Annotated in this window: 7 protein-coding genes and 2 pseudogenes; 3 read left to right on the forward strand and 6 right to left on the reverse strand. The window is 72.1% G+C overall.

Going from position 1 to position 16828, the window contains the following annotated elements:
- Window positions 1–33: 33 nt before the first annotated feature.
- From AOK22_RS14080 to AOK22_RS14105, 6 genes and pseudogenes are all read right to left on the reverse strand, one after another.
- Window positions 34–1284, reverse strand: coding sequence for an MFS transporter (locus tag AOK22_RS14080; protein WP_055698973.1), 1251 nt, complete (start codon window positions 1282–1284; stop codon window positions 34–36).
- Between the two features lie 116 nt (window positions 1285–1400).
- Window positions 1401–1598: pseudogene (locus AOK22_RS42700) on the reverse strand (MbtH family protein); the annotation flags it as partial.
- Window positions 1595–7441, reverse strand: coding sequence for an amino acid adenylation domain-containing protein (locus AOK22_RS14090; RefSeq protein ID WP_055698974.1), 5847 nt, complete (start codon window positions 7439–7441; stop codon window positions 1595–1597). The gene AOK22_RS14090 and the pseudogene AOK22_RS42700, both read right to left, overlap by 4 nt.
- 602 nt (window positions 7442–8043) lie before the next feature.
- Window positions 8044–9207 carry an ABC transporter substrate-binding protein gene (locus AOK22_RS14095; protein ID WP_055698975.1) on the reverse strand — a complete coding sequence of 388 codons (1164 nt, stop codon included), beginning with the start codon at window positions 9205–9207 and terminating at the stop codon, window positions 8044–8046.
- 144 nt (window positions 9208–9351) lie between these two features.
- The gene (locus tag AOK22_RS14100) at window positions 9352–11946 is read right to left on the reverse strand and encodes an MXAN_6230/SCO0854 family RING domain-containing protein (protein ID WP_055698976.1); all 2595 of its coding nucleotides are present in this window, start codon (window positions 11944–11946) and stop codon (window positions 9352–9354) included.
- A gap of 175 nt (window positions 11947–12121) precedes the next feature.
- Window positions 12122–13561: a gamma-aminobutyraldehyde dehydrogenase gene (locus tag AOK22_RS14105; RefSeq protein WP_055698977.1), complete on the reverse strand. Its 1440-nt coding sequence runs from the start codon at window positions 13559–13561 to the stop codon at window positions 12122–12124.
- A gap of 196 nt (window positions 13562–13757) precedes the next feature.
- Between AOK22_RS14105 and AOK22_RS14110 the strand changes: the two genes are divergently transcribed.
- The 3 genes and pseudogenes from AOK22_RS14110 to AOK22_RS14120 form a co-directional block, all read left to right on the forward strand.
- Window positions 13758–14291 carry an Lrp/AsnC family transcriptional regulator gene (locus AOK22_RS14110; RefSeq protein ID WP_079036554.1) on the forward strand — a complete coding sequence of 178 codons (534 nt, stop codon included), beginning with the start codon at window positions 13758–13760 and terminating at the stop codon, window positions 14289–14291.
- Entirely contained in the window at window positions 14276–15655 is a 1380-nt protein-coding gene (locus AOK22_RS14115) for an aspartate aminotransferase family protein (protein WP_079036555.1), read from the forward strand. Before AOK22_RS14110 ends, AOK22_RS14115 begins: the two co-directional genes overlap by 16 nt.
- A 184-nt stretch (window positions 15656–15839) precedes the next feature.
- Window positions 15840–16598 (forward strand): annotated as a pseudogene (locus AOK22_RS14120) (ABC transporter ATP-binding protein); the annotation flags it as partial.
- Between the last annotated feature and the right edge of the window lie 230 nt (window positions 16599–16828).

Consider the following 16828-nt stretch of genomic DNA (forward strand, 5'->3'; position numbering starts at 1 on the left):
GGGCGAGGGCGCGGCGTGGCGGGGTCGCGGGGCTCAGGCACTGGCCACGTCCTGTTTCGCCTCGTCCGCCTGCGGGTCGAGCGCGGGGACGGCGCGGATGGAGGGGAGCAGCACGACGATCGGCCCGGCGAGCATGATCAGCAGTCCGGCGCCGGTCAGGGCGGGGCCCGTGCCCACGGCGTCCGCGACCGGCCCGGCGACCGCGAGGCCGAGCGGGACGAAGGCGAAGGAGCCGAGGGACTCGTACGACATCACCCGCGCCAGCGCCTCGGGCGGCACGTGCTTTTGCAGGGCGGTGTCGATGGTGACCTCGTAGATGTCGATGCAGATGGCGGCCAGGAAGGCGGCCACGGCGATCGTGTAGACGGGGGCGTGGCCCGCCAGCAGGAACAGCGGCAGCGGGAAACCGACGGTGAGCAGGGCGGCGGTCCGTATCGGGTTGCGGGGCCGCACCTTCATGGCCGCGACCGTCCCGAGGACGAAGCCGACGGCCTGGGCGGTGAGGACCGCGCTCCACGCCGTCGCGCCGCCGAGGTGGGCCTTCGCCACGACGGGGCCCAGGACGTAGAAGGCGCCGGCCAGCAGGACGTTCACGAACGCGAGCTGGGCGACGATCACCCAGACCCACTGGCGTGCGGTGAACTCCCGCCAGCCCTCCTTGATCTGGACCAGGAGGCTCGGTCCGGCCGCGGGCGGTGCGGGCAGACGGACCCGGATGGCCATCAGGAGCAGCGCGGAGACCAGGAAGGTGGCGGCGTCCACGGCGATGGTCGGGCCCACGCCGATGAGCGCCACGAGGACGCCCGCGAGGGCGGCGCCGATGATGCTGCCGCCGCGCATCGACAGCTTGAGCAGGGCGTTGGCGGACTGGAGGGCGTCGCCGGAGACGAGCTGCGGCATCAGGGACCGCGACGCGGGCTCGAAGAGCGCGGCCGCGGCGCCGCTGAGGGCGGCGAGTCCGGCGAGACCGAGCGCGGAGGCGTTCGACGTGATCACCAGGGCGGCGACGACGCCCTGCACGGCGGCGGCCGCCAGGTCCGCGCCGACCATGACGCGCTGCTTCGGCAGCCGGTCGGCGATGAGCCCGCCGAGGAGGACGAACGTGACCTGGGCCAGGAGCCTGCCGGTGAGGACGAGCCCCAGGGACGAGGCGGAGGCGCCCGGCGTGTCCAGGACCGCGAAGGCGATGGCGACGGGCGCGATGGCGTTGCCGAGCAGGGACACGAGCCGCGCCAGGAACAGGGCGCAGACGGCACGGTCCTTGAGGATGGCGAAGTCCTTCATGAGCGGGCCGCCTCGGCTTCGAGGGCTGCCCCGGCTTCGAGGGTCACGTCGGCTTCGAGGGCTGCCCCGGTTCCGAGGGCCACGTCGGCCTCGCGAGCCGCCCCGGCCTCGCCGCTCGCCTCGATCAGGCTCTGGGGCCGCATGTCGGTCCAGTGGGCCTCGATGTGGTCGAGGCACGCCTGCCGGGTGTCCTCCGGGTGCGCCACGGTCCAGCCGGCCGGCACCTCGGCGAAGGCCGGCCAGAGCGAGTACTGGCCCTCGGCGTTGCGCAGGACCTGGAATCGGCCGTCGGCGTCTTCGAACGGATTCGTCACTGTGCGGTCCCCTTCGGGCGGGTGCTGTCGGCGGCGCGGTCCAGGGCTTCGGCGAGGAACCCGCCGATCACCGCCAGGGGCTCGGGCCGGTTCATGGTGGTGTGGGTGGACTCGACGGGATGGCAGACGACGGTGCCGCGCACGTGCTTGTGCCAGATCTCGTCCGTCGGCGCGCCTTCCGTACGTCCTTGGGTGGCGAGGAAGAACAGGACGTCGCCGTCGAACGTGCCGGGCTCGTGCGCCGCGACGATGTGCCGGTTGTGCGCCATGACCGTCAGGAGCGCCACCAGCTGGGACTCGTCGAGGCTGGCCAGGGCACCGGTGTCCTGCTTGAGGATCTCCACGGCCTTGGCGATCTCCGGGGAGCCCTCCTGCGGCACCACCTGCGGCCGGGACGGGTCGAGCAGGGAGACGATCATGCTGCGGTCGTCGATGCGGTAGTGGTTCGGCACCCCGGGATAGCAGTCGAGCATCGTGAGCAGGCCGACCTCCAAGCCCTGCCGCTGGAGCTGCACGGCCATCTCGAAGGCGACGATGCCGCCGAACGACCAGCCGAGCAGGCGATAGGGCCCCTCGGGCTGCACGGCCCGGATCTCCTCGACGTAGTGGGCCGCCATCTCCTCGACGCTGTCCGGCATGTCGTCGGGGGTCAGCAGCCCCCTGGCCTGGATCCCGTAGACCGGGACGTCGGGCCGGATGTGCTTGAGGAACCCGGCGTAGCTCCAGCTGAGTCCCCCGCCGGGGTGGACGCAGAACAGCGGGGGCCCGTCGCCCTGCGCGCGCAGCGGAAGCATCAGGCGCAGCGCGTCGGCGGCGCTGTCGGTGCCGAGCCGCTGGACGAGACCCGCGACGGTGGGCGCCTCGAAGATGCTGCGCATGGCCAGTTCGAGGCCGAGGACGGCGCGTACCTTGCTGATCAGCCGGGCCGCGAGCAGCGAGTGGCCGCCGAGTGCGAAGAAGTCGTCGTCGATGCCGACCGGCGAGACGCCGAGCACCTCGGCGAACAGCCCGCAGAGGATCTCCTCGCGCGGGGAGCGCGGCGCCCGGAACCCGCCCTGCGGGGTGATGTCCGGCGCGGGCAGCAGGTCCCGGTTGAGCTTGCCGTTGCCGCGCAGCGGCAGTGCGTCCAGCCAGACGAACGCGGCCGGGACCATGTGGTCGGGCAGCTGCCCTGCCAAGTGGTCGCGCAGCTCGGCCGGTTCGGGCAGGTCCGCGGCGTCGGCGGGCTCCACGGAAAGGGCGGGATCGGCGGGGTCCGCGGGATCGGCCGGCACGAGGTACGCCGCGAGCCGCTTGTCGCCGGGCCGGTCCTCCCGGACGATCACGGCCGCGCGCGCCACCCGCGGATGGGCGGAGAGCACGGTCTCGATCTCGCCGAGCTCGATCCGGAAGCCCCGGACCTTGACCTGGTCGTCGGCCCGCCCGACGAAGTCCAGGCGGCCGTCGGCCCGCCACCGCGCCACGTCGCCGCTGCGGTACATCCGCTCGCCCGGGGCGCCGAAGGGGTTCGCGACGAAGCGCGCCGCGGTCAGGCCGGGCTGCCCGTGGTAGCCGCGCCCGGTGCCGATGCCCGCGAGGTAGACCTCGCCCGGCACGCCGACCGGGGCGGGCCGCAGCGCCGCGTCCAGGACATACACGCGGGTGTTGGCCAGCGGGCGGCCCACCGGGATCCGTCCGGACAGGTCCTCGTCGGCCACCGGGTGGATGCAGGCCATCATCGTGGTCTCGGTCGGGCCGTACTGGTTGACGACCTCGCAGCCCCACGTGTCCCGCAACTCCCGCGCCTCCGCGGGACGCAGCGCTTCGCCGCCGGTGGCGACGAGCCGCAGCGAGGCGAAGTCGGCGGGGTCCGCGCCGCCGTAGACGATGAGCGATTCGAGGAGCGAGGGCACCACGCACAGGACGACGGTGGGCCGGCTCTCGCGGATGGTGCGGACCACCACCTCCGGGTCGCGGGCGCCCTCCGGCGGCAGCAGCGCGACGGAGGCGCCCGTGGACAGCGGGCCGAAGATCTCCCGCACCGGCGGTTCGAACCCGATGGACGTGATCTGCAGGCTGACGTCCCCGGGGGTGAGCCCGAAGCGGTCGACGACGTCCCGGAGGCGGTTGACCACACCGCCGTGCTCGATCATCACGCTCTTGGGGCGGCCCGTGGAACCGGAGGTGTAGATGACGTACGCGAGGTTGTGCGCCCGAGCCGTGCGGGGCGGGCGCGTCGCGGCGTCCGCCAGGCGGGGGTCCTCGTCGACGCGCACGACCCGCGCCGCGTCCGGGAGGGTCAGGCCGTCGGTCAGGTCGCTCTCGGTGAGCAGGACGGACGCGCCGCTGTCGCCGAACATGTACGACAGCCGCTCGGCGGGGTAGTCCGGGTCCAGCGGCACGTACGCGGCGCCCGCCTTCCATACGCCGAGGACGGCCGCGACCAGTTCGGGCCCGCGCCGCAGGCACAGGCCGATCCGGTGCTCGGGGCCCGCGCCCAGGCCGCGCAGCAGCCCGGCGTACTGGTCGGCCCGTTCGTCGAGCCGGCGGTACGTCCACCGGGTCGTGCCCTGCACGAGCGCCACGGCGTCCGGCGTGCGGTCCGCCTGCGCCTCCACGAGCGCGCTGACCGTGGGGGCCTCGGGCAGCTGTGCGTCGGTGTCGTTCCAGCCGGTGAGCAGCTGGGCGCGCTCGGCCCCGTCGAGGATGTCGACGCCGCTCAGCGGCAGGTCGGGGCGGTCGGCGACGGCACGGAGCAGTCGGATCAGGCGGGCCCCGACGCGTTCGGCGGTGGCGCGCTCGAAGAGGTCGCCGTTGAACTCCACCACGCCCACGACGCCCGCGGGGGCGCCCTCGGCCGTCCTGCGCTCGTCGAACTTGAACGACAGGTCGAACTTGGCGGTGCCGTTGTCGACGGGGCGCGCGTCCACGGCGAGCGGGCCGAGCGTGGCGCCCGCGGGGATGCTGCTCTGGGAGGCGAGCATGACCTGGAACAGCGGGTGGCGCGCCGCGGAGCGCACCGGGTTGAGGATCTCGACCAGGCGCTCGAACGGCAGGTCCTCGTGGTCGTACGCGGCGAGGTTCCCGGTCCGCACCCGGCGCAGCAGTTCGGCGAAGGTCGGGTCGCCCGCGGTGTCGGTGCGGGTGACCAGGGTGTTCACGAAGAACCCGACGAGGGGGTGCACGGCGTCGTCGGTGCGGCCCGCGATGGCGTTGCCGATGGGGATGTCCGTCCCGGCGCCGAGCCGGGTGAGCAGCCCCGCCACGGCGGCCTGGAGCACCATGTTGAGGGTGGCGCCGGACTCCCGGGCGAGGTCGGCGAGCCGGGCGTGCAGGTCCACGTCGAGGTCGACGGGGACCATGCCGCCGCGGAAGGTCGCCGCGGCGGGGCGCGGACGGTCGCCCGGCAGGTCCAGTTCGAGGGGCGCGTCGCGCAGGAAGTCGGTCCAGAAGTCGAGCTGTCGCCGGGCGAGGCTGTCCGGGTCGTCGCTCTCGCCGAGCAGTTCGCGCTGCCACAGGGCGAAGTCGGCGTACTGCACGGGCAGCGGCTCGAAGGCGGGCGGGTGCCCTTCGAGGCGTGCCGCGTAGGCCTCCCCCAGGTCGCGCATCAGCGGTTCGAGGGACCAGCCGTCGCCGGCGATGTGGTGCAGCACCAGGACGAGGACGCTGTGTTCCTCGTCCCGCACGAGGAGCGCGGCGCGCAGCGGGAGGTCCTCCGCCAGGTCGAACGGCGCGCGGGCGACCCGCCGGATGTGCTCGTCGAGCTCCTCCGGGCGCGGCCGCGCCACCTCCAGTCGCGGCGGCCGCTCGTCGGGCGCGAGAACGCGCTGGTACGGGGTGCCCTCGCGGTCGGGGTAGAGCGTGCGCAGCACCTCGTGCCGTTCCGTCACGTCGCACAGGGCGCGTTGCAGGGCCTCGGCGTCGACCCGTCCCGTCAGGTGCAGGGCGTACGGGATGTGGTACGCGGGGTTCGTGCCGTGCACCTGCCGCAGCAGCCACAGCCGCTGCTGGGCGAAGGACAGCGGTGTCTCGGTCCCCCGGTCGCGGGGCGTCAGGGGCAGCCGCCGGCGGACCGGCCCGCGCTCCGCGAGCGCGGCGACGGTCCTGGCCTCGAAGAGGTCCGTGATCTTGACGTCGATGCCGACCACCGCGCGGATGCGGTTCACCAGCCGGATCGCCATCAGCGAATGGCCGCCGAGGCGGAAGAAGTCGTCGTCGATGCCCACCGAGGTGCGGCCGAGTACCTCGGCGAAGAGGCCGCAGAGCAGTTCCTCGCGCAGCGACCGGGGACCGCGGCCGGACCCGTCCGGCGCCGCGGCCGGCTCGGGGGCGTGCAGCGCGGCACGGTCCAGCTTCCCGTTCGCGGTCATCGGTATCCCGTCCACGGTCAGGAACGCGGACGGCACCATGTAGTCGGGCAGGAGCCGGGCCGTGTGCTCGCGCAGTTCCCGCTCGCCCGGACCGGCGCCGTCGGCGGGGACCACGTAACCGACGAGCAGGGGCTCGCCCTTCGGGTCGGCGTGGACGGCCGCTACCGCGTGCCGCACGGCGGGGTGGGCGCCCAACGCGGCCTCGATCTCGCCGAGTTCGATGCGGAAGCCGCGGATCTTGACCTGGTCGTCCGAGCGGCCCAGGTACTCCAGGTCGCCGTCGGCGCGCCGCCGCGCGAGGTCGCCGGAGCGGTACCCGCGCATCATCCGCCCGTCGGGGCCGGGGAGTTCGACGAAGCGCTCGGCGGTCAGCTCCGGCCGCCCGAGGTAGCCGAGCGCCACCCCGGGTCCCGTCACGACGATCTCGCCCTGCTCGCCCGCGGGGACGGGCGCCAGATCCTCGTCGACGAGCAGGAGGTCCAGATCGGGCAGGGGCCTGCCGATCAGGCTGCGCTCCTCGCCCAGGTCGGCGCTCGTGACCCGGCGGTACGTGGCGTGGACCGTGATCTCGGTGATGCCGTACATGTTGATCAGCCGCGGTGAACCGTCACCGTATTTGGCCACCCATGGTCCGAGATCCCCGAAATTCAGCGCCTCTCCTCCGAAGACGACGCTTTTCACCGGAAGTTTCTCTTCGTAGCGCACGTCCTCGGCGACGAGTTGCCGGAACGCGGTGGGCGTCTGGCTCAGTACGGTGACGCGTTCGTCGCTCAGCAGCTGCCGGAATGCCGCGGGATCCTTCGCGATCTTCGAGGGGACGACCACGACGGATCCGCCGGTCAGGAGCGCGCCCCACATCTCCCACACGGAGAAGTCGAAGGCGAAGGAGTGGAACATGCTCCATACGTCGTCGCAGCCGAATCCGAGGAGCGGTTCGGTGGCGGTGAACAGACGCAGGACGTTGTCGTGCGAGACCGCCACGCCCTTGGGGCGTCCGGTGGTGCCGGAGGTGAAGATGACGTACGCGCATTCCGAGGAATCCGCCGGCGCGGGGGAAACGGGGAGTGCATCGTCCGCGCCGTCCCGGGAATCGTCGGCGCACAGCACGGGGATTCCGTCCGGAACGTCGTCGCGCAGGCCGGTCGAGGTGATGACGACGCCCGGCCGGGCGTCGTCGAGGATCGTCCGGACGCGGGCCCGGGGAGCTCCCGGGTCGAGCGGCACGTACGGGCGGCCCGCCTTGATGGCGGCGAGTGCCGCGACCACCATGTCGACGGAGCGTTCGAGCAGCACGGCCACGGGACGCTCCGCCTCCGTCCGCCGCCCGAGGACGCGGCCGGCCAGGGCCGTCGAGAGGGCGTCCAGTTCCGCGTAGGAGACCGCGACGCCGTCACAGCGGACGGCGACACGATCGGGATACCTGGCGACGACCGAGGAGAACGCCTCACGCAGATCGGTCGCACCTGCCGCGCCAAGCCATGTTGTGTCAGTCAACCGAGGACTTCTTTCGACTAGCAGGGGGTCATCGAAGGAAATCGCCCTTTTGTGGCGCCACGGGACAGCAGGCGGGGACCGTCGGGGATTTCTCGGCCATCACCTTGGGCGCGCACGAAAACGGCAGGGAAGAGGAAGGAAAAGCAGATCGAGGATTACCGGACGCCCGGCCATGTGAACATCACATGGGAGCGGATTCGGGGCTCGTCGGGGCGCGGTCGCCACAGGGGCATGCCGGAGCGCGTGAAAGCCGATCGATCAATGTGCGGCGCACGTTCCCCCTCGCTCCCACGACAGCACTTTCCGGCCTACGGTCTGTTGCAAGAACTGGCACTCAAGATGCCGTCGCTACCTTAGGTCTGTGCAGCCATAACTGGGCAAGTGAAGATAGAACCAATGACTGAAACCAATCCCCGGCCCTCCGGCGCGCGGCGGACGGAAAAGGCGCGGTACGCAGCGGGGATCACTGTGTGTCGACAGCGCGGCGCGGGGAGGCGGAGCACCCCCGGACGCACCCCGGTGGCTCATTTTGACGGTACATGTCAATAACGAAAGAGGCCCGCCGATGACGGCGGGCCCCACGGCAGGTGTCCGGACGAGCGCTACAACCCCGCCAACGCGTTCCACCGCTTGGCGAACTCCGTCCGCTCCTTCGACGTGATGTCCCGGGCGATGACGAGCCGCTTGCGCATGGCGTCGTCGGGGAAGATCAACGGGTCCTCGGCGAGGGCCGCGAGGTCCTTGTCCTTGGAGGAGGCGAGGACGTCGCGGGCGGCCGGGACCGGGCAGACGTAGTTGACCCAGGCCGCGAGTTCGGCGGCGACCTCGGGCTCGTAGTAGTGGTCGACGAGCCGCTCGGCGTTCTGCTTGTGGCGGGCCAGGTTGGGGATCATCAGGGACTCGGCCCAGAGTTCGGCGCCCTCCTCGGGGACCACGAACTCGATGTCCGGGTCGTCCGCCTGGAGCTGGATCACGTCGCCGCTGTAGGCCTGACAGGCCAGGACGTCTCCGCTGGAGAGGTCCTTGATGTAGTCGTTGCCGGTGAAGCGGCGGATGTGATGGCTGTCCACCATCTTCTCGACCTTGTCGCACATGCGGTGGAAGTCGTCGGCCGTCCACTTCCTGATGTCGACGCCGTCGCCCTGGAGCAGCAGCGCGAAGGCCTCGTCGAGCCCGGAGAGCAGCGTGACGCGGCCCTTGAGGTCGTCGGCCCACAGGTCGGAGACGTGCCTGATCTCGCGGCCGATCCTGCGCTTGTTGTACGCGATGCCGGTGATGCCCGACTGCCAGGGCACGGTGAACGTGCGGCCCGGGTCGAAGTGCGGCGACCGCAGCTGCGGGTCCAGGTACTTGGTGACGTTGGGCTGCTTGGCGCGGTCCATCTCCTGCACCCAGCCGAGCCGTACGAAGCGGGCGCACATCCAGTCGCTCATGACGATGAGGTCGCGGCCGGTCTCCTGGTGGTTCATCAGGGACGGGCTGATCTTGCCGAAGAACTCGTCGTTGTCGTTGATCTCCTCCGTGTAGCGGACGTCGATCCCGGTCCGCTTCTCGAAGGCGTCCAGCGAGGGGCGCTTCGTCTTGTCCTTGTCGTCGGTGTCGATGTACAGCGGCCAGTTGGCGAAGGCCAGACTCCTGTCCCGCCGGGAGCGGTCCTCGGCCCCGCGCTCGCCGGGGCCGATGTACGCGGCGGGCACACCGCAGCCCGCGAGCACACTGACGGCCGCGCCGCCACCGAGGGCGCGCAGCAGGGAACGGCGGGACACGGAGGTGGCTCTGGGGTTCGCTCGCACCCCGGCAGCATGCGCCGTCGCGCGGCGGCGCGGCAATGGACGCAGCGTCGAGCCGCGTCGCGTGGACCCGACACCCTGTCGATCACGGCGCGCCCGCGACGGGTCCGCCGCCGTCCGTCAGTCCGGCTCCAGCCACCCCGCCAGGTCCCCCGCCGTGATCCGCCGCAGCGGGGCGGCGTCGACCGGCCCCGGGTAGAGCCGGTACGCGGTGCCGGACGCGGCGCCCTCGGCGCCCGCCAACTCCCCGTGCAGCAGCGCCAGCAGAGCACGGCGGCCGGCGAACTCCGGCTCGGCGCACAGGGCGTCCGGCTCCCAGCCGTCCCGGATGCGCAGCGCGAAGTCGGCGCGCGGCTCGTCCCGCGCGCGGCGGTAGCCCCACAGGACGTGGCCGCGCCCGCGCACGTACACGTCGCCGTCGGTGCGGGCCGCCGCGGTCCAGCAGGCCAGGTCCCACAGCGTGGCCCGGCCGCCCGGCGTGAAGGTGTCGAGCAGGTCGCTGCCGAGGTGGGCGAGCTGCCTGCGGTAGCGCCACACGTCGTGGTTGCCGCCGCTCGTGGACAGGGTGACGTCGGCCCACCACGCGCGCCGCGTCCGCAGGTCGACGATCATCGGCACACGCACCGTCGCGTCGCCCGCGAGGTCGAAGCGCTGACGGACCGTGCGCGGGTCGTAGACGGCGCGCGCCTTGCCCTCGACGGCCATGAACCCCGCGAAGGCGTCGGGGAGTTCGTCGAACGCCACGTCGTTGTACGAGAGGACGGTGGGCACCACGAACCGCACGCCCGTGTGCGCGAGGCGCGGCAGGTCCAGGTCCAGGTACTCGGTGGCGCCGTGCGGGGCGGGCGCCGAGGTCAGGTCGCCGCTGTGCACCGCCGCCCCGCCCGCGTACTCCAGCTGGGTGTAGTCGCACAGGCCGATGAAGCGCCACTGGCCGTCGTAGAGAGCGACGGACAGGTCGAGGTCGACGCGCAGGCCCTTGGGCTGCGTCCAGTGCAGGAAGAGCCGCACGGTCTCGCTGTCCGCGGGCATCGGCAGCGAGCTGCCGCGCGGCACGGCGACCAGCGAGGCGGCCGAGGCGCGCTCGGCGAACGGCACGGGCAGGTCGGCGAGCGAGGCGTCCAGGACGGCCACGTCGTACCGCTCCCCCTCGCGCGCGGCCAGCCGCCGCACGGCCTCCGCCTCGATCAGCTCGCCGGCGCGCCCCGCGACCCGGGCGGGCAGCGGCGGGCGCCCGTCCTCGACCGCGTACGCCTTGGTGACGCGCCCGCGCGGGAAGAAGACCCGGCGGTGGCCCGGGACGGCACGGACCTTCATCCGGCCGTACGCGCCGAGCAGCGGCCCGGGGGCGGTGCGCGGCAGGGCACCGGCGAGCGCCTCGCCCACCGCCTCCGGCAGGGTCACCGAGCCGGAGCGGGCGAGCAGCGGGTCGAGGCGGCGCAGGAGTTCACCGGGGCGCTCGGCCAGCAGACGCGTCGCGCCGTCGGTGTCCCAGCGGCCCAGCGCCTCCTCGACGCGCGCCTGCCAGGTGACGACGCGCAGCCGGTCACCGGCCAGGCGTACGCCGTCGTGCCGGGCGGCCTCGGCGAGCAGCACCTCGCTGAGCGCGTCCTCGCCGAGGCGCGTCTCGCGCAGCACGGCGAAGGCGAGCGCCGCACGCGGGTGCCGGTGGGCGCGCTCGAAGGGGTGCAGGATCTCGCCGGCCCGCTTCCACGCGCGCGGGTGGCGGGCCATGTCCTCGGCGAGCCGGAGCAGGTCGAGGCCGTCGAGCAGGGCGAGCAGCGTGCGCCGCACGGGCCGTGACAGGCCGCGCAGGCGCGGGAGTTCGAGCAGATCGGGGTCGCCGCCGGAGCGCACGACGAGGATCCGCAGCACGTCCGTGGCGGTGTCCGCGTACCGCGCGACGAGCGGGCGCGTCGCGGGCAGGTCGAGGAGCGGCGCGAGGGCGAGCGCCTTGCTCTCGCGCAGCGGGATCCCGTCCGGCAGCCAGCGGACGGCGTCCGCCGGGTCGGCCGCGCCCAGGAGCAGCACCAGGTCGTCGTGGTCCCGCGGGTTCAGCGGCGTACGACGGGCGAGCAGCGTGGCGAGTTCCGCCGCGACGTCGTCCGGCGCCCCGAGGGTCAGGGCGCGGAGGATCTCGCCGCCGTCGCCGCCGAGGCCCGCCCCGGTGTCGAGCCAGGGGTCGGTGGGCCCGTCGGTCTCGTAGCGGTTCTCGCAGATCGGGCAGGCGTACCAGACGCAGCAGTCCTCGCAGCAGCCCCAGTCCTGGTGCTTGCCGTGGCAGTCGCCGCACACGAGGTGCGCGCAGGGCATGAGAGCGCGCACCGGGGCCTTGGTGCTCGCGCAGTTCATGCAGGGCTGGTGGGGCTGGGCGGCCAGGCGCTGGGCGACGACGGACAGGAAGCGCTCGTGCGCGTGCCGGTAGGGGGTCTCGTCCGGGAACCGGTGGAAGAGGGGCTCGTGGTGACGGTCGGAGCCGAGCAGCGCGTCGACGTCGGCGAGCAGCCTGCGCCCGGTCGCGGCGAGGTCGTCGACGGACAGCGCGGTCAGCGCGCGGCGCAGCGGGGCGGTCAGCAGATGCCCGCGGTCGGCGAGTTCGGCCTCCAGGACCACCACGGCGGCGTCCGTGACGGCGGTCCGTCCGGCGCCCCCGGGAACGTGCACACGCTGCCGGCGCCGCAGCAGGAGCGCGGCGAGGTCGTCGGTCGTCGTCATCAGGTCGTGCCCCCGTCGTACGGAAAGGCGGGGGCGGGGAGTGGGTGCGCTACGGATCTTTTGCAGAGAAGAAAAGAAGGAAGCACACCACGGAGCCACCCCCGCGTACGCAACGGTACGTGGGGGCGGCGGGGCCGGGCACCTCAATTGGGTACCGGCAGGGCGCGGGGCGGGCTCAGCCCTCGATCGACGTCATCACGTGCTTGATGCGCGTGTAGTCGTCGAAGCCGTACGCCGACAGGTCCTTGCCGTAGCCGGACTTCTTGAAGCCGCCGTGCGGCATCTCGGCGACCAGCGGGATGTGCGTGTTGATCCACACGCAGCCGAAGTCGAGGACCTTGGACATGCGCATCGCGCGCGCGTGGTCCTTCGTCCAGACCGAGGAGGCGAGGGCGTACTCGACGCCGTTCGCGTACTCGACGGCCTGCGCCTCGTCCGTGAAGGACTGGACGGTGATGACCGGACCGAAGACCTCGTTCTGGATGATCTCGTCGTCCTGCTTCAGCCCCGACACCACGGTCGGCGCGTAGAAGTAGCCCTTCTCGCCGACCTGGTGGCCGCCCGCCTCGACCTTGGCGTGCGCGGGCAGCCGGTCGATGAAGCCGGAGACCTGCTTGAGCTGGTTGGCGTTGTTGAGCGGGCCGTAGAGCACGTCCTCGTCGTCCGGCTGGCCGGTCTTCGTGTCGGCGGCGGCCTTGGCGAGCGCCGTCACGAACTCGTCGTGGATGGACTCGTGGACGAGCACGCGCGTGGCGGCCGTACAGTCCTGGCCCGCGTTGAAGAAGCCCGCCTCGGAGATGCCCGCGACGGCACCGGCGATGTCGGTGTCCTCGAAGACGACGACGGGGGCCTTGCCACCGAGCTCCAGGTGGACCCGCTTGAGGTCCTTGGAGGCGGACTCGGCGACCTGCATGCCGGCGCGCACGGAGCCGGTGATGGAGGCCATCGCGGGGGTCTTGTGCTCGACCATGGCACGGCCGGTGTCGCGGTCGCCGGTGACGACGTTGAAGACACCGGGCGGCACGATGGAGCCGATGATCTCGGCCATCAGGACCGTCGACGCGGGGGTGGTGTCGGACGGCTTGAGGACGACCGTGTTGCCCGCGGCGAGCGCCGGGGCGAACTTCCACACGCCCATCATCATGGGGTAGTTCCACGGCGCGACCTGCGCGCAGACGCCGATCGGCTCGCGGCGGATGATGGAGGTCAGGCCCTCCATGTACTCGCCCGCGGCGCGCCCCTCCAGCATCCGGGCCGCGCCCGCGAAGAAGCGGATCTGGTCGACCATGGGCGGGATCTCCTCGGACCGCGTGAGCCCGATCGGCTTGCCCGTGTTCTCGACCTCGGCGGCGATGAGCTCCTCGGCGCGCTCCTCGAACGCGTCGGCGATCTTGAGCAGGGCCTTCTGCCGCTCGGCGGGCGTCAGGTCGCGCCAGGCGGGGAACGCGTCGGCCGCGGCCTTCATGGCGGCGTCGACGTCGGCCTGACCCGACAGCGGCGCGGTGGCGTACGCCTCGCCCGTCGCCGGATTGATCACCTCGGTGGTCCGTCCGTCGGCCGCGTCCCGGAATTCTCCGTTGATGTAGTTGCGCAGACGGCGCAGCTCGGTGGTCACTGCCGGCCCTCCTGTCAGATTCCCGGTCCCCCGGGCGCTTGCCGGGGTCCCGATGTCCAGTGGATGAGACACCCACCCTAATCGCTGCACCGACGCTTTCAACATACCCGGCAGCCCAGAACTGCGGAATTCGTGAGGATCGAAGTCCCAGACAACGAATTTCATCGATCTGGCCTTGCGGAAGTGACGAGACGTCGTGCACAGTGAGGTCGTGGCCAGTCGCAGCGCAGACCCCAGTAGCCCCCGCAGCTCCCGCACCGGGAACGGCGGCGGGAGCGGCACCCCGCCCGTGGACGCCGTCTCCCTGGCGATCATCGAGCAGCTCCAGGAGGACGGACGCCGTCCGTACGCCGCCATCGGCAAGGCCGTGGGCCTGTCCGAGGCGGCCGTGCGCCAGCGGGTCCAGAAGCTGCTCGACCAGGGCGTCATGCAGATCGTCGCCGTCACGGACCCGCTCACCGTGGGATTCCGCAGGCAGGCGATGGTCGGGATCGACGTCGAGGGCGACGTGGACCCGGTCGCGGACGCCGTGGCCGCCATGCCGGAGGCCGAGTACGTGGTGATGACCGCGGGCTCGCACGACCTCCTCGTGGAGATCGTCTGCGAGGACGACGACCACCTGCTCGAAGTCATCAACAAGCGCATCCGCGCCCTCCCCGGCGTGCGCTCCACCGAGAGCTTCGTCTACCTCAAGCTCAAGAAGCAGACCTATATGTGGGGAACCCGATAGCCGTGAGCAAGGACCTCAGCCAAACCGCCTACGACCACCTGTGGATGCACTTCACCCGCATGTCGTCGTACGAGAACGCGCCCGTTCCCACCATCGTGCGTGGCGAGGGCACCTACATCTACGACGACCAGGGCAAGAAGTACCTGGACGGCCTCTCCGGCCTGTTCGTCGTCAACGCCGGCCACGGCCGTCACGAGCTCGCCGAGACCGCCTACAAGCAGGCCCAGGAACTGGCCTTCTTCCCGGTGTGGAGCTACGCCCACCCCAAGGCCGTCGAGCTGGCGGAGCGTCTGGCCCACTACGCGCCGGGCGACCTCAACAAGGTCTTCTTCACCACCGGCGGCGGCGAGGCCGTCGAGACCGCGTGGAAGCTGGCGAAGCAGTACCACAAGCTCAACGGCAACCACACGAAGTACAAGGTCATCTCGCGCGCGGTCGCCTACCACGGCACCCCGCAGGGCGCCCTGTCCATCACCGGTCTGCCGGCCCTCAAGGCCCCCTTCGAGCCGCTCGTCCCGGGCGCGCACAAGGTCCCCAACACCAACATCTATCGCGCGCCGATCCACGGCGACGACCCCGAGGCCTTCGGCCGCTGGGCCGCCGACCAGATCGAGCAGGAGATCCTCTTCGAGGGCCCGGAGACGGTCGCGGCCGTCTTCCTGGAGCCGGTACAGAACGCGGGCGGCTGCTTCCCGCCCCCGCCCGGCTACTTCCAGCGCGTGCGCGAGATCTGCGACCAGTACGACGTGCTGCTCGTCTCGGACGAGGTCATCTGCGCGTTCGGCCGCCTCGGCACGATGTTCGCCTGCGACAAGTTCGGCTACGTCCCGGACATGATCACCTGCGCCAAGGGCATGACCTCGGGCTACTCCCCGATCGGCGCGTGCATCGTCTCGGACCGCGTCGCCGAGCCGTTCTACAAGGGCGACAACACCTTCCTGCACGGCTACACCTTCGGCGGCCACCCCGTCTCCGCCGCGGTCGGCCTCGCCAACCTCGACATCTTCGAGAAGGAGGGCCTGAACCAGCACGTCCTGGACAACGAGGACGCGTTCTACCAGACCCTCCGCAAGCTGCTCGACCTGCCGATCGTCGGCGACGTCCGCGGCAACGGCTTCTTCTACGGCATCGAGCTGGTGAAGGACAAGGCCACCAAGGAGACGTTCAACGACGAGGAGACCGAGCGCGTCCTGTACGGCTTCCTCTCCAAGGCGCTGTACGACAACGGCCTGTACTGCCGTGCCGACGACCGCGGCGACCCGGTCGTCCAGCTGGCCCCGCCGCTGATCTCCACCCAGGAGACCTTCGACGAGATCGAGGGCATCCTGCGGCAGGTCCTCACGGAGGCCTGGACGAAGCTCTGACCGTCCGCGGCCAGGACTGAGCCGACAGCGGCCCGGGGCACCCGTTCGAGTGAGAACGAGTGACCCGGGCCGCGTCCTTTCCTGGCTGGTCCACCCGAATCCCTAGCGTGCCCAGTGACCGATCGGCCCCGCCTTCGTTCCCCCGTACGGGGGAGGCAAACTGATCTGAACCGAGGTGTACGCCATGGTGGCCCCGCCGGACAACGACGTGCTGTGGGCACGCGCTCTGCACGTCAAGCACAACGGCTCCCCCGCCCTCACCGGCGTCTCGCTCGGTGTCCGCGAGGGCGAGATCCTCGCCGTCAACGGCCCGCGCGGCAGCGGCAAGACGACGCTCCTTCAGTGCCTGTCGGGCCAACTGCTGCCCCAGCAGGGCGAGGTGTGGTTCAACAGCACGCCCGTCCACACGATGGGCCCCCTCGTGCGCGAGCGGCTGCGCCGCGACCGGTTCGGCTGGATCGACCCCGAGCCGCATCTCGTCCCCGAGCTCACCGCGTGGGAGAACGTCGCGCTGCCGCTGATGCTGCGCGGCGCCTCGCACCGCGTGTCCAAGCCGGCCGCCCAGGAGTGGCTCGACCGGCTCGACATCGGCGACTGCGCCCGCAAGCGTCCGCACGCCCTGCTCCAGGCCGAGCGCCAGCGCGTCGCCATCGCCCGCGCCCTGGTCACCACGCCGCACGTGCTCTTCGCGGACGAGCCGACCGCTCCCCTGCACCGCGCCGACCGCGCCCACGTCCTGCGCACCCTGACGACGGCGGCACGCTCCCACGGCATCACGGTCGTCCTCGCCACCCACGACCCCGAGGTGGCCACCCTCGCGGACCGCACCGTCGCCCTGCTGGACGGCCGCCGCGTGAACACGGTGCACCTGCCGAGCGGGGACGGCGGGACGGGGTCCTCCGGGACGTCGGGGACGGGTGGCTCCACACCGGCCGCGCGGTCGGGTGGGGGCCTCGGGGCTCCCGGGACGAGCAGGCCCGCGGGGAACGGCGGGACGGTCGGAGCGTCGCCGGGCACGCGGCCCAACGGGGCTTCTGGTGCTTCCGGTGCTACGGAGGCCTCCGGCGGTGTGAGGGCGGCCGGATCGTCGTCGGGGGCCGGCGCCACGACCGGTTCCGGAGCCGCTGGTGCCACCGGCGCCGCGGCCGGGCCGGCGACGGCCGACGCGACCGT

The sequence above is a fragment of the Streptomyces silaceus genome, assembly GCF_001419745.1.
Lineage (GTDB): Bacteria > Actinomycetota > Actinomycetes > Streptomycetales > Streptomycetaceae > Streptomyces > Streptomyces silaceus.

What these genes read in the sequence shown, in the direction of transcription:
- AOK22_RS14080 (WP_055698973.1), bottom strand. Translation starts at nt 1,284, where the DNA reads ATGAAGGACTTCGCCATCCTCAAGGACCGTGCCGTCTGCGCCCTGTTC.
- AOK22_RS14100 (WP_055698976.1), bottom strand. Translation starts at nt 11,946, where the DNA reads ATGACGACGACCGACGACCTCGCCGCGCTCCTGCTGCGGCGCCGGCAG.